Source organism: Rhizobium sp. OAE497, from assembly GCF_040546565.1.
In the GTDB taxonomy this organism is placed as follows: Bacteria; Pseudomonadota; Alphaproteobacteria; order Rhizobiales; family Rhizobiaceae; genus Rhizobium.
This window is the reverse complement of the sequence record NZ_JBEPOA010000002.1, coordinates 465,301-486,672: the sequence shown is the minus strand read 5'-3', so window position 1 is coordinate 486,672 and position 21,372 is coordinate 465,301. Positions and strand designations below refer to the sequence as shown.

16 protein-coding genes are annotated in these 21,372 nt (G+C 62.9%); 7 read left to right on the top strand and 9 right to left on the bottom strand.

What is annotated here, in order from left to right:
- Nucleotides 1–332: 332 nt before the first annotated feature.
- The 3 genes from ABIE40_RS21795 to ABIE40_RS21785 all read left to right on the top strand — a co-directional run bounded on the left by ABIE40_RS21795 (nucleotide 333) and on the right by ABIE40_RS21785 (nucleotide 6,368).
- Nucleotides 333–5,405 (top strand): beta strand repeat-containing protein, encoded by a 5,073-nt coding sequence (locus ABIE40_RS21795; RefSeq protein ID WP_199625723.1) that lies wholly within the window; start codon nucleotides 333–335, stop codon nucleotides 5,403–5,405.
- 182 nt (nucleotides 5,406–5,587) lie between these two features.
- Entirely contained in the window at nucleotides 5,588–6,115 is a 528-nt protein-coding gene (locus ABIE40_RS21790; RefSeq protein ID WP_199625722.1) for a sigma-70 family RNA polymerase sigma factor, read from the top strand.
- A gap of 19 nt (nucleotides 6,116–6,134) precedes the next feature.
- Nucleotides 6,135–6,368, top strand: coding sequence for a DUF2934 domain-containing protein (locus ABIE40_RS21785; RefSeq protein WP_112714853.1), 234 nt, complete (start codon nucleotides 6,135–6,137; stop codon nucleotides 6,366–6,368).
- 7 nt (nucleotides 6,369–6,375) lie between these two features.
- Here the strand turns inward: ABIE40_RS21785 and ABIE40_RS21780 are convergent, their stop codons facing one another.
- The 5 genes from ABIE40_RS21780 to ABIE40_RS21760 all read right to left on the bottom strand — a co-directional run bounded on the left by ABIE40_RS21780 (nucleotide 6,376) and on the right by ABIE40_RS21760 (nucleotide 11,367).
- A complete protein-coding gene (locus ABIE40_RS21780; RefSeq protein WP_199625721.1) occupies nucleotides 6,376–8,616 on the bottom strand; it encodes a xanthine dehydrogenase family protein molybdopterin-binding subunit in 2,241 nt (746 codons plus the stop codon).
- Nucleotides 8,616–9,110 (bottom strand): (2Fe-2S)-binding protein, encoded by a 495-nt coding sequence (locus ABIE40_RS21775; protein WP_199625720.1) that lies wholly within the window; start codon nucleotides 9,108–9,110, stop codon nucleotides 8,616–8,618. The genes ABIE40_RS21780 and ABIE40_RS21775 overlap by 1 nt, the downstream gene beginning before the upstream one ends.
- Nucleotides 9,107–10,504, bottom strand: a complete 1,398-nt coding sequence (locus ABIE40_RS21770) for a c-type cytochrome (RefSeq protein WP_199625719.1) — start codon at nucleotides 10,502–10,504, stop codon at nucleotides 9,107–9,109. Before ABIE40_RS21770 ends, ABIE40_RS21775 begins: the two co-directional genes overlap by 4 nt.
- An 82-nt stretch (nucleotides 10,505–10,586) precedes the next feature.
- The gene (locus ABIE40_RS21765) at nucleotides 10,587–10,856 is read right to left on the bottom strand and encodes a DUF2934 domain-containing protein (protein WP_112714845.1); all 270 of its coding nucleotides are present in this window, start codon (nucleotides 10,854–10,856) and stop codon (nucleotides 10,587–10,589) included.
- A 112-nt stretch (nucleotides 10,857–10,968) separates the two neighbouring features.
- Nucleotides 10,969–11,367: a VOC family protein gene (locus ABIE40_RS21760; protein ID WP_199625718.1), complete on the bottom strand. Its 399-nt coding sequence runs from the start codon at nucleotides 11,365–11,367 to the stop codon at nucleotides 10,969–10,971.
- Nucleotides 11,368–11,599: 232 nt separating this feature from the next.
- Here ABIE40_RS21760 and ABIE40_RS21755 point away from each other — a divergent pair, with 232 nt between their 5' ends.
- Complete coding sequence (locus tag ABIE40_RS21755) at nucleotides 11,600–12,757, top strand: fumarylacetoacetate hydrolase family protein (protein ID WP_199625717.1); 1,158 nt, start codon at nucleotides 11,600–11,602, stop codon at nucleotides 12,755–12,757.
- Nucleotides 12,758–12,800: 43 nt separating this feature from the next.
- Nucleotides 12,801–12,962 carry a hypothetical protein gene (locus ABIE40_RS21750; RefSeq protein WP_199625716.1) on the top strand — a complete coding sequence of 54 codons (162 nt, stop codon included), beginning with the start codon at nucleotides 12,801–12,803 and terminating at the stop codon, nucleotides 12,960–12,962.
- Between the two features lie 3 nt (nucleotides 12,963–12,965).
- On the opposite strand, the gene ABIE40_RS21745 is transcribed toward ABIE40_RS21750, so the two are convergent.
- Complete coding sequence (locus ABIE40_RS21745; RefSeq protein ID WP_199625715.1) at nucleotides 12,966–13,544, bottom strand: TetR/AcrR family transcriptional regulator; 579 nt, start codon at nucleotides 13,542–13,544, stop codon at nucleotides 12,966–12,968.
- A gap of 79 nt (nucleotides 13,545–13,623) precedes the next feature.
- Here ABIE40_RS21745 and ABIE40_RS21740 point away from each other — a divergent pair, with 79 nt between their 5' ends.
- Nucleotides 13,624–14,505, top strand: a complete 882-nt coding sequence (locus tag ABIE40_RS21740) for an NmrA family NAD(P)-binding protein (protein WP_199625714.1) — start codon at nucleotides 13,624–13,626, stop codon at nucleotides 14,503–14,505.
- Nucleotides 14,506–14,555: 50 nt separating this feature from the next.
- On the opposite strand, the gene ABIE40_RS21735 is transcribed toward ABIE40_RS21740, so the two are convergent.
- A complete protein-coding gene (locus tag ABIE40_RS21735) occupies nucleotides 14,556–16,727 on the bottom strand; it encodes a TonB-dependent siderophore receptor (protein WP_199625713.1) in 2,172 nt (723 codons plus the stop codon).
- A gap of 142 nt (nucleotides 16,728–16,869) precedes the next feature.
- Between ABIE40_RS21735 and ABIE40_RS21730 the strand changes: the two genes are divergently transcribed.
- The gene (locus ABIE40_RS21730) at nucleotides 16,870–17,793 is read left to right on the top strand and encodes a LysR family transcriptional regulator (RefSeq protein WP_199625712.1); all 924 of its coding nucleotides are present in this window, start codon (nucleotides 16,870–16,872) and stop codon (nucleotides 17,791–17,793) included.
- A gap of 6 nt (nucleotides 17,794–17,799) precedes the next feature.
- On the opposite strand, the gene scpA is transcribed toward ABIE40_RS21730, so the two are convergent.
- Both scpA and ABIE40_RS21720 read right to left on the bottom strand, forming a co-directional pair.
- Nucleotides 17,800–19,938 (bottom strand): methylmalonyl-CoA mutase, encoded by a 2,139-nt coding sequence (gene scpA / locus ABIE40_RS21725; protein ID WP_199625711.1) that lies wholly within the window; start codon nucleotides 19,936–19,938, stop codon nucleotides 17,800–17,802.
- 112 nt (nucleotides 19,939–20,050) lie between these two features.
- A complete protein-coding gene (locus ABIE40_RS21720) occupies nucleotides 20,051–21,253 on the bottom strand; it encodes an MFS transporter (RefSeq protein ID WP_199625710.1) in 1,203 nt (400 codons plus the stop codon).
- Between the last annotated feature and the right edge of the window lie 119 nt (nucleotides 21,254–21,372).

Sequence of the window (21,372 nt, the reverse complement as noted above, 5' to 3'; positions counted from 1 at the left end):
GAAAATTAACCCATAATTAGGGCTTCCAACATATTTCTATTTTTGGCCGTGGGGGTCTCAGAAACCAAGGCTAGAGATGTGCGGCTTCCTGCCGGGCGTCTTCGGTTTAGGAACCGGCGTCTCAAATGCGAGGCGCCGTACGCATGATGCTTGTCCTAAGCGACTGCTCTCTCGAGCGATGTCTTCCGAAACATTTCGTCTAAGCCGATCGGCCTTGCAGTTGTGCACGGCACGAGCCCCCGTGTCTGCAGTTGGGGATCTGCCAACTTCTTGGGAACGACGCGCGGACGAATGACACTGTCACCGCTAACGCCAGTGCAAGGGCACCTTTCATGACCTCGATCGTTACTTCTCTCTCTGCAAATCAAATCAAAGCTCTTTCCGCTACAACCATCAAAGCCTTTACCAAGGACGACGTTGCAGCATTCTCCGTCGACCAGCTGAAGCTTCTCAACAAGACGCAGGTTGCTGCGTTCGAAGCCGAAGATGTGGGCGCTCTCGGTTCCGACCAGCTCGGCGCGATCTCCACAGCCGCGATCGGCGGCCTCAGCGCCGCCCAGCTCGGTGCAATCGATGCCACCAAGTTCAAGGACCTGAGCAACGCCCAGATCGCTGCCTTCAGCACCACCCAGATGGCCGCGCTTTCCGCCGATCAGGTCGAAAACCTGACCTCCGACCAGATCAAGGGCCTGAGCGCCGCGCAGATCGGTTCGCTCGGCGCAGACGACATCGCCAAGTTCTCGGCTGATGAAGTTGGCGCCATCAGCGCCAAGGCAATCGCAGGCCTGAGCAACGACGCCGTCGCCGGCCTGACCGACGACCAGATCGCCAAGCTCAGCACCGACCAGATCGCGGCGCTGACCACGAAGCAGATGACTGCGCTGACCTCGGCCCAGCTCGGCAAGTTCAGCGAAGCACAGATGGGCGCCCTGTCGGCCGTACAGGTCGGCGCTCTCAGCACCACCCAGGTTGGTGGCTTCAGCGGTGACCAGGTCGGCCAGCTCAGCCTCAAGGCTGTTGCCGGTCTCAAGGCAACCCAGATCACCGCCATGACGTCGTCTCAGGTTGAAGGCTTTACCGCCGACCAGGCAGGCGTTCTGAGTGCTGCGCAGGTCGCCGGCTTCACCGCCACCAACATCACGGGCCTCTCCGAAGATGCTGTTGCCAAGCTCGGCACCAAGGCAATCGTCAGCCTGAAGAATGAAGCAATCGCCGTCCTCACCGAAGACCAGGTTGGTGCACTCTCCGCCGGCCAGATCGGCGCGATGACCGCCAAGCAGATCACCGGCTTCACGTCGGCGCAGATCGGCAAGTTCAGCGATGAGCAGATGGGCGCCCTGACGGCGGTTCAGGTCAGCTCGCTGACCAATGACCAGATCAGCGGCCTCTCTGCCGACCAGATCGGCAAGCTGAGCGACAAGGCTGTCGTCGGCCTGAAGGCTACGCAGATCGCTGCCATGACCGACGAACAGGTTGGCGGCATGACCGACACCCAGGCTGGCCTGCTGACGGCAGCTCAGGTTGGCGGCTTCAGCGCAACCAACATCACCGGCCTCTCCGAAACCGGTGTCGCCAAGCTCAGCACCAAGGCCATCGTTGGCCTGAAGAACGAAGCAATCGCTGTCCTCAGCGACGACCAGGTCGGCGCTCTCTCCGCTGCTCAGGTTGGAGCGCTCAGCGCCAAGCAGATCACCGGCTTCACCGCCGCTCAGCTCGGCAAGTTCAGCGATGAACAGATTGGTGCCCTGACGGCAGCTCAGGTCGGCTCGCTGACCAATGACCAGATCACCGGTCTCTCTGCCGACCAGATCGGCAAGATCAGCGACAAGGCTGTCGCGGGCCTCAAGGCTACGCAGATCAGCGCTATGACGGACGTGCAGCTCGAAGGACTGAGCGTTGCTCAGGCCGGCGCTCTGTCGGCTGCCCAGGTCGGCGCTCTCACGGCTGACGACATCAAGAAGTTCTCTGCCGACGAAATCGGTGCGATCAGCACCAAGGCGATCGGCAGCCTGAGCAACGATGCGATCGGCGTTCTGACTGAAGCACAGGTTGGCAAGCTCTCCGCTGGCCAGATCGGCGCGATCACCACCAAGCAGATCACTGGCTTCTCCGCAGCGCAGCTCGGCAAGTTCAACGACGAACAGATCGGCGCTCTCACGGCAGCTCAGGTCGGCTCGCTGACCACCGACCAGATCGGCGGCCTGACGGCTGATCAGATCGGCAAGCTCAGCGACAAGGCATTCGCTGGCCTGAAGGCTACGCAGATCGCTGCCATGACCGACGAACAGGTTGGCGGCATGACCGACACCCAGGCTGGCCTGCTGACGGCAGCTCAGGTTGGCGGCTTCAGCGCAACCAACATCACCGGCCTCTCCGAAACCGGTGTCGCCAAGCTCAGCACCAAGGCAATCATCAGCCTGAAGAACGAAGCAATCGGCGTCCTCAGCGACGATCAGGTTGGCGCTCTCTCGGCTGCTCAGGTCGGCGTGCTCAGCACCAAGCAGATCACCGGCTTCACGGCCGCTCAGCTCGGCAAGTTCAGCGATGAACAGATCGGCGCTCTCACTGCAGCTCAGGTCGGCTCGCTGACCAACGACCAGATCACGGGTCTCTCTGCCGCCCAGATCGGCAAGATCAGCGACAAGGCCGTCGCAGGCCTCAAGGCTACGCAGATCAGCGCTATGACAGACGTGCAGCTCGAAGGACTGAGCGTTGCTCAGGCCGGCGCTCTGTCGGCTGCCCAGGTTGGTGCTCTCTCGGCTGACGACATCAAGAAGTTCTCTGCCGACGAAATCGGTGCGATCAGCACCAAAGCCATCGGCGGCCTGAGCAACGATGCGATCGGCGTCCTGACCGAAGCACAGGTTGGCAAGCTCTCCGCTGGCCAGATCGGCGCGATGACTGCCAAGCAGATCACCGGCTTCTCCGCAGCGCAGCTCGGCAAGTTCAGCGATGAACAGATGGGCGCTCTGACGGCAGTCCAGGTCGGCTCGCTGACCAACGATCAGATCGGTGGCCTGACGGCAGATCAGATCGGCAAGCTCAGCGACAAGGCCGTCGTTGGCCTGAAGGCTACGCAGATCACTGCAATGACCGACGAACAGGTTGGCGGTATCACCGACACCCAGGCTGGCCTGCTGTCCGCAGCACAGGTTGCCGGCTTCACCGCTGACAACATCACCGGCCTCTCCGAGACCGGTGTTGCCAAGCTCAGCACGAAGTCGATCACCAGCCTCGCAAACGCAGCGATTGCTGTTCTCAGCGATGATCAGCTCGGCGCACTGTCCGCTGCACAGGTCGGCGTACTCAGCACCAAGCAGATCACCGCCTTCACGGCTGATCAGCTCGGCAACTTCAGCGATGAACAGATGGGCGCCCTGACGTCAGCTCAGGTCGGCTCGCTGACCAACGATCAGATCGCAGGTCTCTCTGCCGCTCAGATCGGCAAGCTCAGCGACAAGGCGGTCGCGGGTCTGAAGGCAACGCAGATCGCTGCGATGACGGATACCCAGGTGGCAGGCATCACCGACACTCAGGCCGGTCTCATGACCGCGGCTCAGGTCGGCGGCTTCACAGCTGCGAATGTCACCAAGCTGTCTGAGGATGCTGTTGCGAAGATCAGCACCAAGTCGATCAGCGGCATGAAGAACGAAGCCATCGCCGTTCTGACCGACGGTCAGGTTGCGAAGCTCTCGGCTGCACAGATCGGCGCGGTTACGACCACGCAGGTCACTGCCTTCACCGCAGGTCAGCTCGGCAAGTTCAGCGATGAACAGGTCGGCGCCCTGACGGCGGCTCAGGCTGGCGCTCTGACGACCACGCAGATCGGTGGCTTCACGGACGACCAGATCGGCAAGCTCAGCGACAAGGCTGTTTCCGGTCTCAAGGCAACGCAGATCACTGCCCTGACCGACGAACAGGTTGGCGGCATCACCGACACCCAGGCGGCCCTCCTGACGGCAGCCCAGGTTGGCGGCTTCAGCGCTACCAACATCACCGGCCTGTCTGAAGACGCAGTTGCCAAGATCGGTACGAAGGCCATCCCTGGCCTGAAGAACGAGGCAATCGCCGTCCTCAGCGATGACCAGCTTGGCGCTCTCTCTGCCGAACAGATCGGTGCAGTCACGACCACGCAGGTCGCCGGCTTCACCGCAGGTCAGCTCGGCAAGTTCAGCGATGAGCAGATCGGTGCCCTGACGGCCGCTCAGGTCGGCGCTCTGAGCGATACGCAGATCGCCGGCTTCTCGGCCGCCCAGATCGGCAAGCTCAGCAACGCCGCTGTCGGCGGACTGAAGGCAACCCAGATCTCCGGCATGTCCGACGTGCAGCTCGAAGGGCTCAGCGTCGCTCAGGCAGGTGCTCTCTCGGCTGCCCAGGTCGGCGCCCTGTCGGCTGATGACGTCAAGAAGTTCTCTGCCGATGAAATTGGCGCCATCGGCGCCAAGGCAATCAACGGCCTTAAGAACGACGCCATCGGTGTTCTGACCGAAGAACAGATCGGCAAGCTGAGCACGGATCAGATCTCCGGCCTGCTCTCGACCCAGATGGCTGGCTTCTCGGCTGCCCAGCTCGGCAAGTTCAGCAGCGCACAGATGGGTGCCCTCTCTGCAGTACAGGTCGGCGCTCTGACCACTGACCAGATCGCTGGCTTCTCCGCTGACCAGATCGGCCAGCTGAGCAACGCAGGCACCACCGGCCTCAAGGCAACGCAGATCACTGCGATGACCGACGAGCAGGTTGGTGGCCTGACGGCGACCCAGGCTGGTCTCCTGACCGCAGTTCAGACTGCCGGCCTCACCGCCGACAACATCACCGGCCTCTCCGAGGATGGTGTGGCTGCGATCACCAAGGCTGCAGTCGCAGGTCTGAGCAACACCGCCATCGGTGCACTGAGCGACGACCAGATCGGCAAGCTGTCGGTCGACCAGATCGGTGCGGTCTCCGCCAAGCAGATCACCGGCTTTACGGCTGGCCAGCTCGGCAAGTTCAGCGATGCCCAGCTCGGTGCCCTCTCGGCAGTCCAGGTTGGCGCGCTGACGGACGAGCAGATCGCTGGTCTCTCTGCTGCCCAGATCGGCAAGCTCAGCGTGACGGCCGTCACCGGTCTGAAGGCCTCCCAGATCACCGGGATGTCGGCAGAGCAGATCGGCGGCTTGACCTCCGACCAGACTGCAAAGCTGACCGCCACGCAGATCGCCGCCATGTCGCCTGAAGACCTCAAGGAGTTCTCCGAAGAAGACATCGCAGCAATCAACGTCAAGGCAATCTCCGGCATCGCTGCCGAAGATATCGCTGGCCTCGACGAGGATCCGCTGAAGGCCTTCACCTCGGACCAGATCCAGGCGATGAACGACACGCAGATCGGCGCAGTCGCAGCGGCAATCGCTGCCTACGGCGAAGCATAAGAACGTCCCCTAGGGACAACGGAAAGGCGCGGCCACAAGCCGCGCCTTTCTTGTTTTCCGGCCTTCGGCCGTCATTTCCAGCCGCCGGCCAATAAATCGCAGTACGCTTTCGTACCCAACGGCACCCCCCCCGGAACGCAGCCCATCAAGCGGCATTACCCTTCCACCAGAAGGAAACCGCCATGACCCAGACCGCAGTTGCCTTGTCCAGCCACCAGGCCGAAATCGTCTCTCTTCTTCCCGCCCTCAAATCCTTCGCCCGGCGCTTCGAGCGCGGAGAGAACGATGCCGACGATCTTGTGCAGGAGACGCTGTCGCGGGCGCTCGGGCATATGGACCAGTTTCACGACGGTACCAGCTTGAAATCCTGGCTTTTCACCATCATGCGCAACACCTATTGCAGCGCCTACCGGCGTCGCCGGCGCGAGCCGGTCGGCTCCGTCGACGATCTCAGCGAATACCAGCTGCCGGTGAAATCGACGCAGGATTGGGCGATGCGGGCGCTCGATGTCCAGGCGGCGATCGCCAAACTGCGCAACACGCATCGCGTCGCCCTTCTCCTCGTCGTTTCGGGCGCTAGTTATGAAGAGGCGGCGGTCATCTGCAATTGTGAAATCGGCACGATCAAGAGCCGGGTCAATCGCGCCCGCTGCCATCTGCTGGAAATGCTCGGCGAGACCGAATTTTCGGAAGCGACATCCATTCATTAAATCATTGCTGGAGAACGTGATGGCCGATGCCAGAGACGAGTGGATCGCCAAGCGCGCCTATGCGCTTTGGGAACTTTCCGGCCACCTGAGCGGACATGATGCGGAACACTGGATACAGGCCGTCCGGGAACGCGACGAGCTGGAGCGCACGCGCGCCTCGCTCGATGGCGCCGAGGTTCTGGTTCGCTTTCGCCTGAAATCACCGACGGCAAAGCCTTCGGCCCGCGACCGCTATCGCAGCGCGGGCCGCTGACCTCCTTTCATCCCAAACCCGCCGCCTGACGCACGCGGCTGCGCGACAGCGGCAGATCGGTCAGGCGCTTGCCCGTCGCGTTGCGGATGGCGTTGGCGACGGCTGCCGAGGTTGGCCCCTGCGCCGCCTCGCCGGTGCCGAGGAAGGGCTGGCCGGGGCGGTCGATCACATGCACCTCGATGCTTTCAGGGACGCTCGCAAAGCGCAGGATCGGATAGCTCGACCAGTCTGTGCTGGTGATCCGCGTGCGGTCGAAGGTCACCTGCTCATAGAGCGTCCAGCTGATCGACTGCAGGATGCCGCCCTCCGTCTGGTTGCGGATGCCGTCGGGGTTAACCGCCTGGCCGCTGTCGATGGCGGCGACGGCACGGATCACCTGGACGCGGCCGGTTTCCGGCTCGATGCGCGCTTCGAGCGCCAGCGCCAGATAGGCGGCGTGGTTCTTGTAGCGCGCAAAGGCGAAGCCGCGGCCATGGCCCTGCGGCACCTCCCCCTGCCCCCAGCCGAATTTCTCCGCCGCCATTTTCACGACATCGCTGGCGCGGCTGTCCTGAAGGTGGCGCAGGCGGAATTCGACCGGATCGGCCTTGGCGGCGATTGCCAGTTCATCCATCGTGCTCTCGATCGAAAAGACATTGGCATAGGCGCCGAGCCCGCGGAGCGCCGAAACGCGGATCGGCATATCCGGCAGGAAGTGCCACAGGATCTTCCGGTTCGGGATCGCATAGAGGGGATCGGCATTGCGGTCGCCATTGCCGTTCGGATTGATCGAGAGCTTCGGCAACTTCAGCGGCACCGCATCGGCCTTGGTCCGCCCGGCAAGCAGCGATCCGGCGTCGCCGGGACGGGTGCCATGCGAGTTACTCCAGAGATCGTAGGTCCAGTTGTCGATCTTGCCGGAAGCGTCGAGCGATACCCTGACCTTGGTCACCATACCCGGCCCATAAGGCTCCCAGCCATGCTCCTGCTCGCGCATCCACTGGACGCGGACCGGACGGCCGGGGATTTTCATGGCGATCAGCGCTGCATCCGCCGCCGCGTCATCGGCGCCGTTATGGCCGTAGCAGCCGGAGCCCTCCATATGGATGACCCGCACCTTGTCCTCAGGCAGGCCGATCATCTGAGCGATCGCGGTGCGATCCGGAAAGACACCCTGCGTATGCGACCAGACATCGATCGTGCCATCCTGCTTCAGATGCGCAACACCGCAGGAGGGGCCGATCGAGCCATGCATATGATAGGGCCGCGTGAAGGTCGCCTCATAGGTTGCGCCATTGGGGAAGGCGGGTGCCCCCGATTCCGCCACGGTACCGACCTCTTTCTCCATGCCGACAAGAACGGTGTAGAGATCGGCCTGATCCGGCAGCGTCGCCGGCTCATCCCAGCGGGCTACTTTCTCCAGCGCGCGCATCGCCTTGACGGCATGCCATTCGCGATCGGCAACGACGGCCAGGAAATTGCCGTCGCGGATCACCGAGACGACACCGGGCATGGCCTCGATCGGCGTCGCATCGAGTTCCTTCAGCGTCGCGCCATAGCTTGGCGGGCGGATGACGCGGGCATGCACCATGCCCTCCAGCTTCAGATCCTGGACATAAGCGACGCCACCGGTGACCTTTCCGGGAATATCGACGCGCTGCACATCCCGGCCGATGACGCGCAGCATGTCGGGCGCCTTCAGCTTCGATTTCGGCTGCGCTTCGACATGCAGAAACTGCCCGGCGACGAGCTCGCCGTATGTCGCCGATTTTCCATCGGGACCAGTGACCGCTTTCTTCTCCGCCTTCAGCTGCTCAGGCGGCAGCGAGAAGCGGCGCGCGGCTTCGGCGATCAGCATCTCGCGCACCTGCGCCGCCGCATTGCGGATCGCCGTGCCGCTGTTCTGCATCGACTGGCTGCCGGCCGTGAAGCCTTCATCGGGCGTGCGGCCGGTATCGGCGGTCACCAGCGTGATGTCGCCGGGCTCGACATCGAGCTCTTCCGCGGCGACCTGGATCAGCGGTGTGCGGATGCCCTGTCCGAGCTCGGCCTTCCCGGTGAACACGGTGATGCTGCCATCGGCATCGATCCTGATCCAGCTATCGAGATAGCGGTCGTCATCAAGGCTGCCCGGCAACTTGGGCTTGTCAGGTGCCGCAGCGGGCGCGTCCTGCGCAAAGGCCCGGACAACGGAGAAGCTGACGACGAGGGCGCCGGTTCCGGCAAGCAGGCCGCGGCGGGTGATTTCGTCCCTGGTGAGAATATCCATCAGCCGGCACTCCTGTTTGCTGCCGGCAATTCGGCGGCCTCCATGAGCTCGCTCGCACGCCGGATGGCGGCGAGAATGCGCATATGCGTGCCGCATCGACAGAGATTGGTGCGCAGCGCGTTGCGGATCTCGTCGTCGCTCGGCTTGGCGTTCTGCTTCAGCAGTGCCGCAGCGCTCATCATCATCCCGGCGATACAGTAGCCGCATTGCGCCGACTGCTTTTCGATGAAGGCGGCCTGCAGCGTTCCGGGCTTGTCGATCGTCCCGAGACCCTCGACGGTGACGATCTCCTTGCCATCGACCGCGATCAGCGGCGTGACGCAGGAAAGCACCGCCTGTCCATCGACCATGACGGTGCAGGCGCCGCACTGGCCGAGACCGCAGCCGAACTTAGCGGCATTGAGCTCGAGGTCGTTTCTGAGAACATAGAGCAGCGGCGTATCCGGCTCGCTGTCGATCTGATGGCTCTGTCCATTCACATTGAGTGTCGTCATTGCGCTGCCTTTGCGCCGACATTGGACGGCGCCCTTTCAATGCCTTCGGAAGGACGGACGGCGACGAAATAATCGCCGGATCGGGTGCGGTTCACCTGTTGCGGCAGATCGGCCCAGGCCGGCTTGCCATCGGCGAAGCGCTGGCGGAGATAGCCGAGCAGATCGGCAACCTGCTGGTCGTTCAATGCGCCGCCGAAGGCGGGCATGACCGCGCTTGCCTGGCCATCGGCCGGCGGCAGGCCGAACAGGGTGACGTTGATGATGTTCTGCGGGTTCGGCGCGTTGACCGCGGTGCTGAGGTGGAAGTTCATGCCGCCGAAGGGCGGCTTCTTGCCCGCCTCGTGACAGCTGGCGCAGGTGGCCGTGTAGATCTGCGCGCCGGGATGTGAAGCGAGATCGCCGGATGGTTTGGCGTCGACGGCTGCCGTCACGATGCCGTCGGCCTCCGAGCCGAACTGCTTCTTCAGCTCCTCGCCCTTGGCGGCGCGATCGGCGGACGGCTCGCCCATGCCGGAAGCGACATAGGTGGCGATCGCCTCGACATCGGCATCCGGAAGCGCTGCGAGATTGCCGGTGACCTCCGCCATCGGTCCGCGCGAGACGCCGTGCAATTCGTGATAGCCGTGGCGCAGATAGAAGGCGATCGCATCCTTGTCCCAGGGGATCGGCGCGCGGCTATCGGCATTGATCGCATAGGCCTGCCAACCCTCGGCCTCGCCGCCGGCGAAATGCTTCGCCTTGTCTTCGGCGCCGAGCGAATTGCGCGGAGTGTGGCAGGCGCCGCAATGGCCGAGACCTTCGGCGAGATAGGCGCCGCGGTTCCACTCATCGCTCTGTTGCGGATCGGGGGTGAAGGCGCCGTCATCGAAGAACAGCAGCTTCCAGCCTGCAAGTATCGGGCGGACATCGAGCGGGAAAGGCAGCTCGTTCTTCGGCGCCGTCGCCTTCACCGGCGTGCGCGTCATCAGATAGGCATAGAGCGCCTTGTTATCCTCGTCGGTGACCCGGGTGAAATGATCATAGGGGAAAGCCGGATAGAGGTGTTCCCCCTGCCGATCGACAGCATGACGCATGGCGCGCTGGAAAGCCGCCTCGCTCCAGAGACCGATGCCGGTCTCTTCATCCGGGGTGATATTCGTCGAATAGATCGTCCCGAAAGGCGTCGGCAGCTTCAGGCCCCCGGAAAACGCCTCCTTCCCGGGGACCGTATGACAGGCGATACAGTTTCCGACCGCTGCAAGGCTGGCGCCATGGGCGACCAAGGCGGGATCGAACGGCTGCCGGTCGGCGACTTTCTGCGGCGCGATCTCCGAATTCCAGGCAAGGAAGAAGAAAGCGATGCCGAGAATGATGAAAAGCGTGATGATCGTAGAGAGAACGCGAATGGCTCGCATTGCGGATCAGGCCCTCCCAGCCGCGCAAACCGATCCGGTCAAACGCGGAAGGAGAACTAAAGTTCCCGCAATATGAGAATTTTTATGCGCGTTTGATGGCCTTGCGTGCCGGCTTCTGTTCCGGCCGGACCACGCGCAGAGCATCGTTTTCGGCAGCGCGCATCAGCCGGCCGGTTCGGCGCAGCATCTCGATCAGCTCATTTCCATCCGCCGAGGCGCGTGTTCTTTCCAGCTGCTCGTATTCGGCAGCGGCCTGCTGCCAGTGAGCGCCGCCGCGATCATGCGGGCGGCCCTCTTCTTCCCAGATGGAATAGGCGCGCTGATTGATCCAATCGTCTTTGCTACGGCTCATGGTATCCAACTGAAATATGTAATTTAATCTACAGAGGAGACTGCCAGAGCAGACTTACGGAGTCGTTACTTGCGCATGTAAAATCCGAGCAAGAATTGTTTGTCGCGGGGCCTTAGTTTTTACGCTCGGCAAGCTCGATGATGATGCCGTCGGGATCGCGCACGAAGGCCACCTTGTGCAACACTTCGGGATTGTAGGTGAAGCGCGGCCGCTCCTTGAGATCGACGCCGGCCGCCTCGAGTTTGGCAAAGGTTTCATCGACGCTTGCGTAAAGGAAAGTCAGATGGCGGAGCCCGGCGGTATCGTCGGGCACATCGACGGCCCGCTTGGCGCCATTCACCGGCGCGATGATCTCCAGCATGCCGCCGCCGGCATCGAGAAAGGCGAGATCCGAGCCGTCATCGGTCTTTTTCCTGAGATGCAGCGTCAGGCCGAGAAGATCGCAATAGAATGCAACGGCCTGGTCCATATTGCTGACGGTCATGCCGACATGTTCGAAGGATTTCAGCATTGCGAACGGGGCCTCCTCTCCCCGGGTACATGTTTGAAAGCCGATGCCGACCCTAGCCGCTGAGAGCTCTGCCGCAAGTCCGAAATCTAGCCTTTCAACCAAACGTGCAGTCTGTTTTTCCGGCAACCGGCCTTGCCGCCGCGGAGCGAATGTGATCGATTTCCGGCGCTGCTGGAGGGCGGCAATCAGATGATAAAATGAGCGATCGCTCATCAGCATTGGAGGGCTCATCATGTCTCAGCTTCTCGACGCCGCCGCCTCGGCCGGTCTCTTCGTCGGCCGCGTCTGGAACCCCAAGGTTTCAGGCCCGTCGATCGTCACCATCCGCGACGGACAGCTGATCGACATCACCTCAAGGGATGCACCGACGCTGAGCGCGCTTCTCGAGCGGGACGATCCCGCCGCCTTCGTGCGCGCCGCGAAAGGCGAAGCCATCGGTACGCTCGACGATGTTTCGAAGAACAGCAACGGCAAGCCGGATGCATCGAAGCTCTATCTCCTGGCGCCCGCAGACCTGCAGGCGATCAAGGCCTGCGGCGTCACCTTCGCGCAGTCGATGATCGAGCGCGTCATCGAGGAAAAGGCGGCCGGCAATCCTGACCGCGCCGCCTCGATCCGCGACCGCGTCGGCGCGCTGATCGGCGGCAGCCTTGCCAATATCAAGGCCGGCTCGCCGGAAGCCGCCAAGGTCAAGCAGGCGCTGATCGAAGAGGGCATGTGGTCGCAATATCTGGAAGTCGGTATCGGTCCGGATGCCGAGGTCTTCACCAAGTCGCCGGTACTGTCCTCGGTCGGCTGGGGTGCGGATGTCGGCCTGCACCCGATCTCCACCTGGAACAATCCGGAGCCAGAAATCGTGCTCGCGGTCAATAGCCGCGGCGAAATCAAGGGCGCGACGCTCGGCAACGACGTCAACCTGCGCGACGTCGAGGGCCGCTCGGCGCTGCTGCTCGGCAAGGCGAAGGACAACAACGCCTCCTGCTCGATCGGCCCGTTCATCCGCCTGTTCGACCAGAGCTTCACGCTGGATGACGTGCGCAAGGCCGAGCTCGACCTCAAGGTAACCGGCGAGGACGGCTTCGTGCTGCACGGCAAGAGCTCGATGTCGAAGATCAGCCGCGACCCGGCCGATCTCGTCAAGCAGACCTGCGGCGCCCATCACCAGTATCCTGACGGCTTCATGCTGTTCCTCGGCACGCTGTTTGCGCCGACGCAGGATCGCGACACCAAGAATCAGGGCTTTACCCACAAGATCGGCGATATCGTCGAGATCTCCTCGGCGGGGCTTGGGACGCTTGCCAATACCGTGCGCCTCTCCACCGAATGCCCGCCCTGGACCTTCGGCATCTCGGCGCTGATGAGCAATCTCACAAAGCGCGGTCTCCTCTGACCGCCGATTGCCCTGCGCCGGAAAATCGGGTTAGAACCGTGCCATGAACGACAACGTCATCAAATTCAAAAAGCCCAACAAGCCGAAGCCCCCGCGCCAGATCAACCCGGCGCTGCGCAAGCTGATCGTGGTGCTGACCATCGTGGCCCTCTTCGCCATCGCCTGGGCCTATTTCAACTATTTCGGCGCCCAGCCGGGCGTTTGAGATTCACGGGCGCGGCCAGGCCATCATCGCGACATCGATCATATGATGGAGCGCGCTGCTGTCTGCGCCGGCATTCGGGAAATTCAGCACTGCCTGCAGCACGCCGAGATAGTACCAGGCGAGCGCCTCCACATCCGCATCCCGGCTGAGCTCGCCCGCGGCAATCGCCTGGCGCAGTAGCGCAGCGAAGATCTGCAGCTGATCGGCTGCCGCCTGCAGGGCCGCCTCCTGCCCTTCCGCGCTCAACTCACCCTTTTCCACGCAGCTTCGGGCAATCAGGCAGCCGGCCGGACGGCTCATCGGCTGTTCCGGCACGAAGCCGCGCAGGATCGCCTCGATGGCGCCACGTGCGGAGGGCGCCTCGGCGCCGTTCATGCGCGCAAGCACGCGCCGCGTATAGGCCGCCAGCGCCTCGCGAAACAGTCCGTCCTTGTCGCCGAAGCGTTGATAGATGCTTGAGCGCGAAAGGCCGGTCGCCTCCGTCAGGTCGCTGATCGAGGCCGCCGCATAGCCCTGGCGCCAGAAGACGATCAGGGCGGCATCGATAACGGCAGCCTCGTCGAATTGCGGTTTTCCGCTCATGCATCCTCGCTTGACATCTTGGAACGATCGGTTCAACAATAATGGAACAGTCGTTCCAAGATACATAGGTTGTGCCTCCATGCCAAACGAATCTTTGCAATCCGCTTCGACCAGCCGCATCGCAATCGCCGGTTCCACCGGCCGCGTCGGCGCCGAACTTACCCGGCTTCTGACCGCTGATCCCATCACCCCCGTGGCGCTGACCCGCCGGCCCGACGCCACCGGCATAGCCGAAGGCGCGGAGATCGCCGTCATCGATTTCGACCGGCCGGAGACTTTGGCGTCAGCGCTTTCGGGTGCGGACCGTCTGTTTCTCTCGCATGGCACCTCTCCGCGGCAGGTGACCAACGAGATCGCATTGATCGATGCCGCCGTTAGCGCCGGGGTGCGCCATATCGTCAAGCTCTCGGCACTCGGCCCGGCAACCCGGCTCAACCCCTTCGCCTGGCACATGGAGATCGAGGCGCATCTCGCGCGCCAGCCGGTCGCCTCCACCGTGCTGCGGCCATCCGCCTTTCCCGATATCCTGAAACGGTCGGCGGCCGAGATCGCTACCGGACAATGGGCGAGCGCGGCCGGAAACGGCCGGGTGAATTTCATCGACACCGCCGACATTGCAAGAGCGGCACGCGCCGCCCTGCTGGAAGAAGTCTGGCCTTGGTCGCAGCGCGCCTATCACCTGACCGGTTCGCGCGCCTGGACGATGGCGGAAGTCGCCGCCGAGCTTTCCGCCCAGCTCGGACGGCCAGTCACTTACGGACATCGCTCGCCGGAAGAGCAGCATGCGGCACTGTTGGCAGGCGGCCTGCCGCCCTTCGTCGCCGAACTGCTGCTAGGTCTCGACCAGGTCTTTCGCGAATCCGTCCTCGGCGAGACGACCTCGACCGTCGAGGCGCTGACCGGCACGCCGCCGAAGAGCCTGCCGCAATGGCTGAAGGAAAACCTCGCCGCCTTCCGCTGAGCCGCGCTCGACGAGGCTTAAGCCGGCTGCAGATCGCAGCCGGCTGCTGGTTACCAATTGAACGTCAGCTTGCCCATCACCGTGCGCCCGTCGCCATAGGTACAGCCGAACGAGCTACAGCTGGCGATATAGTCCTTGTCGGCAAGGTTGCGGAAATTGAGCGAGGCGGTGACGCCTTCCTTCTTGTAGGTGAGCGCGGCGTCGAAGAGGGTGACGGCGTCGAGGTTGTAGATATGCAGCGCTGCAGGGCTGCCGTATGTGGCATATCCATAGCGCTCGCCGACATAGCGAACACCGGCACCGATGCCTACACCTTCGAGCGGAGAGCCTTCGGCAAAGCTGTAATCGACCCAGAGGCTGGCGGCGTGTTCGGGAACGTTGTCGAGCGGAAGGCCGTTCAGCAATGTCCCGGGCGCATCAGCCTTGGTATCAGTGTAGGTGTAGGCTGCGCGAAGATTCAGGCCATCGGTCAGGCTCGTTACACCTTCGAGCTCAACACCTCTGGCACGGACTTCGCCGATCTGATTGGTCACGGAAGTGCCGCCAATGCTCTGGGTGTTCGAAACATTCTTCTGGCGGAGATCGTAGACCGCTGCAGAGAAAAATCCGTCCCAACCATCAGGCTGATATTTCACGCCAATCTCGAGCTGCTTGCCTTCGGTCGGCACAGGGTTTGCCAAGCTGGTCGACGGCGCAACCGGTTCGAACGACGTGCTATAGTTGATGTAAGGGGCAATACCGTTATCGAAGACATAGCCCAGGCCCGCGCGGCCCGTCAGCTTGTGGTCGTTCTGATCCAGTGATCTGCTGACCGGCGTTGCCGGCAGGAAATTGGTCGTGTCGCCCTCGGTGCTCGCCCAATCCTGGCGCAGCCCGAAGGTTGCCCGCCAATTATTGTAGGCCATCTCGTCCTGAATATAGATGCCAACCTGGCTAAGATCGGTGTCCACTATCGTGTCAGTGGTTCGCGAGAGCAGACTGATCGGACCACCGTAGACCGGGTTCAAGATATCGAGCGGCGTCGCCCGGAAGAATCGCGTGTGAACGTTGTTGCTGAAATATCGGTAGTCGAGCCCCACCAGGAGCTTATGCTCCAAATCACCTGTCTCGAACTCACCAAGCAGGTTGTTGTCGACGCTGAACGTATTGAGCAATTCGTCCTGAAAGGTCGCATTGCGAAGAATTGAATGGCCATCCGCTCCGACGCCCGGACCGTAGGCGGGATTTGCAACAGTCGAAGACATCCCCAGCGCCTGATAGTTCCAGTCGAAATTCGAGTAGCGAAGGTTCTGGCGGAAGGTCCAGGTGTCGTTGAGGCGGTGCTCGAATTCATAACCGAGATTGGTCAGCGTCCGGTTGGAGTGATCGAAGCTCTTGTCGCCGACATAGAAGTCGCGGCCGAGCGTATCGGCGAAGAGCGCCGGGACACCGGACGGCGTGCTTGGATTGTCGTGCTGCACACTCGTCAGGATCGTCAGCTTGGTGTCTTCGTCGGGCTGCCAGGTGAAAGCGGGGGCGATGAAATAGCGGTCGTTGTCGAGCTCGTCGACCTGGGCGCTTGCGGTGCGGGCCAGACCCGTGACGCGATAGGCGAAGTCCGAGCCGTCGGTGACCGGGCCACCGACGTCGAAATAGGTGCCATAGGTATCGTAGCTGCCGAACTGCAGGCCGACCTCGCCGAAGCTGTCGAAGGTCGGGCGCTTGCTGATCAGGTTGGTGATGCCGCCCGGATTGCCCTGGCCGAACATCACGGAGGCCGGGCCGCGTAGCACTTCGATGCGCTCCAGCTGGTAGGGATCGATCGCCGGCGCGCCGGCCGTGCGCATCAGTCTCAGACCATTGAGATATTGCGACTGGCGGCCATCGAAGCCACGGATGCGCGGCGCGTCGAAGCGCGGATCCGAGCCGCCTGGCTGGCTGACGACGCCGGGGGTATAGTCGAGCGCCTGGCCGACGGTCTGGGCGTTCTGCGCCTTCAGCTGATCGGCCGTGATCACCGAGATCGACTGCTGCGTTTCGAGGATCGGCGTTCCCGTCTTCGTCGCCGTCGAGCTGGTCTTGGCGACGAAGCCCTTCACCGGCGCCTTCGGATCTTCTTTGGTCTGACCCTGCACGGTGATCGGCGCAAGCTCGGTGGCCTCCTGTGCAAAGGCCGCGGCCGGAAGAAGCGCTGCTGAGCAAACGGTGGACAGCAGGACGAGCGAAACATTCTTCAGGCGCACGGCAACCTCATGGAGACCCGGACGGGGGCGATCCGTCTCAAAACTTGACAATTTCAGTCACGTTACTAGACGGATTCATTTCCATGATCCAATAAGGTAGTCAGCGTTTTTCAGAAGCGCCGATTATGAACAGAGGTGGCATTTGGTCAGTAGCGCAGCTCTCGAGCTCAGGCATCTGAGATATTTCGTAGCCCTCGCCGAGGAGCAGAATTTCGAGCGTGCCGCAGCGCGGCTCGGGATTGCGCAGCCGGGTCTCAGCCAGCAGATCATTAAGCTCGAGGCGCTGTTAGGCGTGTCGCTTCTGGATCGCAGCCGCCGCTCGCTGCGCCTGACCCGGCCGGGACTGGAGCTCGCAGAGCAGGGCCGGCGTGTTCTTGGACTTGCGGAAAGCGCCGTCGAGGCCGTCCACCGGGCGGCGAAAGGCGATCTGGAGCGCGTCGCCGTCGGCTATGTCGCCTCGGCGGCCTATTCCGGCGTGCTCGGCGATGCGCTGTCGAAGTTCAAGGCGTCGCGGCCTGGCGTCGAGTTTCAGCTGATCGAGATCGAGATGCGCCAGCAGCTGGAAAAGATCGCCGACAAGACGCTCGATCTCGGCTTCATCCGCCCACCGATCGCGCTGCCAGCGGGGCTGGCGGCCGAGATCGCCATGCGCGAGGAATTCGTCGTGGCGCTGCCGGCGAACCACACTCACGCGGCATCGCCGTCCGTCGCGCTGAAATCCTTGGCCGGCGAAGTCTTCATCACCCCGCGCCAGCCGCCCGATGTCGGCTTTCACCGCAATACGATCGCCGCCTGCCGGGAAGCGGGTTTCGAGCCGGATATCAACAGTTCCGGCCGCGACTTCATCACCATTGCCAGCATGGTCGTGCTCGGCACCGGCGTGGCGCTGGTGCCCAGCTCATTCCAGTGCGTGCAGCTTCCGGGCATTGCCTATACCAGGCTGAAGGGCTGCTCGGTCACCTCGGATCTGGCGATCGCCTACCGAAAGGTCGAGCCTTCGCCGATCATCAAGAGCTTCATCGCCCATTTCAAGAAGAGCCTGTCGCGCGACGAGGACAGCTTCTGAGACGGATCAGGTATTGCGCCTGATCCCCTGCAGGAGGTCGAGCACCGAATTTGCGGCGTCGAGCACATTGGTGCCGGGGCCGAAAACGGCGGCAACGCCGTGGTCGGTCAAGAACTGATAGTCCTGGCGCGGAATGACGCCGCCGCAGACGACGATGACATCGCCGCCGCCCCTGGCCTTGAGTGCATCGACCAGCTGCGGCAGCAGCGTCTTGTGACCGGCGGCCAGCGACGAGACGCCGATGACATTGACCTTCTCGCTCAGCGCCATGCCGGCCGCCTCATCAGGCGTCTGGAAGAGCGGACCGGCCAGCACATCGAAGCCGACATCGCCGAAGGCCGAGGCGATCACCTTGGCACCGCGGTCGTGTCCATCCTGGCCGAGCTTGGCGACCATGATCTTCGGCTTGCGCCCGAGGCTGGCGCTGATATCGGCCATACGCGCCTTCAGGATTTCGAGTTCCGGCTGGTCGCGATAGGCCTCGCCATAGACATCCCTGATCACCTCGGGGACCGCCGCATGATCGCCGAAAGCCTGGCGCATCGCGTCGGATATCTCGCCGACAGTGGCCCGCGCCCGCGCCGCCTCGACGGCAGCGGCAAGCAGGTTGCCCTCTCCGCTGCGGGCGACCTCCGAGAGCGCTTCCAGCGTCTCACGCACCTTGCCGCTGCCACGGCGGCGGCGGGTGTCCTCGATCCGCTTGACCTGCGCAGCACGCACCGCCGCATTGTCGATCGCCAGGAATTCCAGTTCTTCCTCAGTCTCCAGCCGGTACTTGTTGACGCCGACGATCACTTCGTCGCCCTTGTCGACCGCCGCCTGACGGCGCGTCGCAGCTTCCTCGATGAGCCGTTTCGGAAGGCCTTCGTTGACCGCCTTCGTCATGCCGCCGAGCGCCTCGACCTCCTCGATCAGCGCCCAGGCCTTGTCGGCAAGTTCCTTGGTCAGGCTCTCGACATAATAGGAGCCCGCCAGGGGATCGACGACCTTGGTGACGCCGGTCTCGTGCTGCAGGATCAGCTGGGTGTTGCGGGCAATGCGGGCGGAGAATTCCGTCGGCAGCGCGATCGCCTCGTCGAAGGAATTGGTGTGCAGCGACTGCGTGCCGCCGAGCACGGCCGACATCGCCTCGAAGGCGGTTCTGACGATATTGTTGTAGGGATCCTGCTCCTGCAGCGAGACGCCCGACGTCTGGCAGTGCGTGCGCAGCATCAGCGACGACGCCTTCTTCGGCTCGAATTCCTCCATGATCTTCGTCCAGAGCAGACGGGCGGCACGCAGCTTCGCGGCTTCCATGAAGAAGTTCATGCCGATCGCGAAGAAGAAGGAGAGGCGGCCGGCGAAGTCGTCGACGTTCAGGCCCTTGGCGATCGCGGCGCGGACATATTCGCGCCCGTCGGCCAGCGTGAAGGCGAGCTCCTGCACCAGCGTCGCCCCGGCTTCCTGCATGTGATAGCCGGAGATCGAGATCGAGTTGAACTTCGGCATCTCCCTGGCCGTATATTCGATGATATCGGCCACGATCCGCATCGAGGGCTCGGGCGGATAGATGTAGGTGTTGCGGACCATGAACTCCTTGAGGATGTCGTTCTGGATGGTCCCCGAGAGATCGGCGCGCGACACGCCCTGCTCTTCGCCGGCAACGATGAAGGAGGCGAGGATCGGGATGACGGCGCCGTTCATCGTCATCGAAACCGAGATCTTTTCGAGCGGAATGCCGTCGAACAGGATCTTCATGTCCTCGACGCTGTCGATCGCCACGCCGGCCTTGCCGACATCGCCCTCGACCCGCGGATGGTCGCTGTCATAGCCGCGATGGGTGGCGAGATCGAAGGCGACCGACACACCCTGCTGACCGGCGGCGAGCGCTTTGCGGTAGAAGGCGTTGGAGGCCTCAGCGGTCGAGAACCCGGCATATTGGCGGATGGTCCAGGGACGCCCGGCATACATCGTGGCGCGCGGTCCGCGGGTGAAGGGCGCAAGGCCCGGCATGCTGTCCAGATGATCGGCAGAGGCGAGATCGCCTGGGGTGTAGAGCGGCTTGACGTCGATGCCCTCGGGCGTCTTCCAGACGAGCGTCTCCGGCGAGGCTTTCAGTTCCTTCTCGGCCAAAGCCCGCCAATCGCCAACCGTCTTCTTCGTCATGTCATCCTCCGGCATGTCATTGCGCCGCACGCTATCACCTGGAACGCATGCGGCGCGATAGGGCCTTAGGATAATTTACGCCGGGCTCTGCGTCACGCGCGAGCGTGTCGGGTCATGCGTGGGCGTGCTTGGGGATCTTCGGCAGGAAGATCGTCAGCAGGCCGAGCAGCGGCAGGTAGGAGCAGATGCGGTAGACGAATTCGATGCCGTGGCTATCGGCAAAGTCGCCGAGGAAAGCAGCGCCAAGACCGCCGGCGCCAAAGGCGAAGCCGAAGAACACGCCTGCGATCAAGCCGACACGGCCCGGCACCAGCTCCTGCGCGAAGACGACGATTGCCGAGAAGGCGGAGGCGAAGATCAGGCCGATGACCACACTGAGCACGCCGGTCCAGAACAGGTTCGCATAGGGCAGCATCAGCGCGAAGGGAATGACGCCGAGGATCGAGAACCAGATGACGAAGCGGGCGCCGAGACGGTCGCCGATCGGGCCGCCGAGGAAGGTGCCGACGGCAACGGAACCGAGAAACAGGAAAAGCATCAGCTGCGCCTGCTGAACGCCAAGCTGGAAGCGGTCGATCACATAGAAGGTGAAATAGCTGGAGACGCTCGCCATGTAGACGTTCTTGGTCGCGGTCAGCAGCACGAGGATGAGCAGGGCGACGACGACCTTGTTCTGCGGCAGCGGCGGCGTGCGGCTGACGGCGGGCTTGCCGGCATTCTGGCGGCGGTGGCTCATGTACCAGTTGCCGACCCAGCCGAGCACGATCATGCCGATCAGCGCGATGCCCGACAGCCAGGAGACGCTGTGCTGGCCGAGCGGGAAGACGATGAAGGCGGCAATCAGCGGGCCGATCGCCTGGCCGGCATTGCCGCCGACCTGGAAGAAGGACTGCGCGAAGCCGTGGCGACCGCCGGAGGCCAGACGCGCAACGCGCGAGGATTCCGGATGGAAAACGGCCGAACCGAAGCCGATCAGGCTGGCGGCGACGAGCAGCAGCTCGAAGCTGCCGGCATTGCCGAGCAGGATCAGGCCGCAGAAGGTGCTCGCCATGCCGACTGGCAGCGAATAGGGCATCGGCCAGCGATCGGTGAAGATGCCAACGAAGGGCTGCAGCAGCGACGCCGTGACCTGGAAGGTCATCGTCAGCAGGCCGATCTGCACGAAGTCGAGGTTATAATTGGCCTTGAAGAGCGGATAGAGCGACGCAAGAAGCGACTGCATGATGTCGTTCAGCATGTGGCAGAAGCTGACTGCCATCAGGATCGACATTGTCGTCTTCTGGAAACGCGGCGCGGTTTCGCTCACTACGGCCATAGGTATTCCTCCTGCAGCAAAGGTTTGTGCTGCGGTCATGTGCTGAAGAAATGGAAGCGTTCGGGATCGGGGGCTGATGGGCTCGATGGCGTTCGCTGACAGAGCATGTATCGCAACTT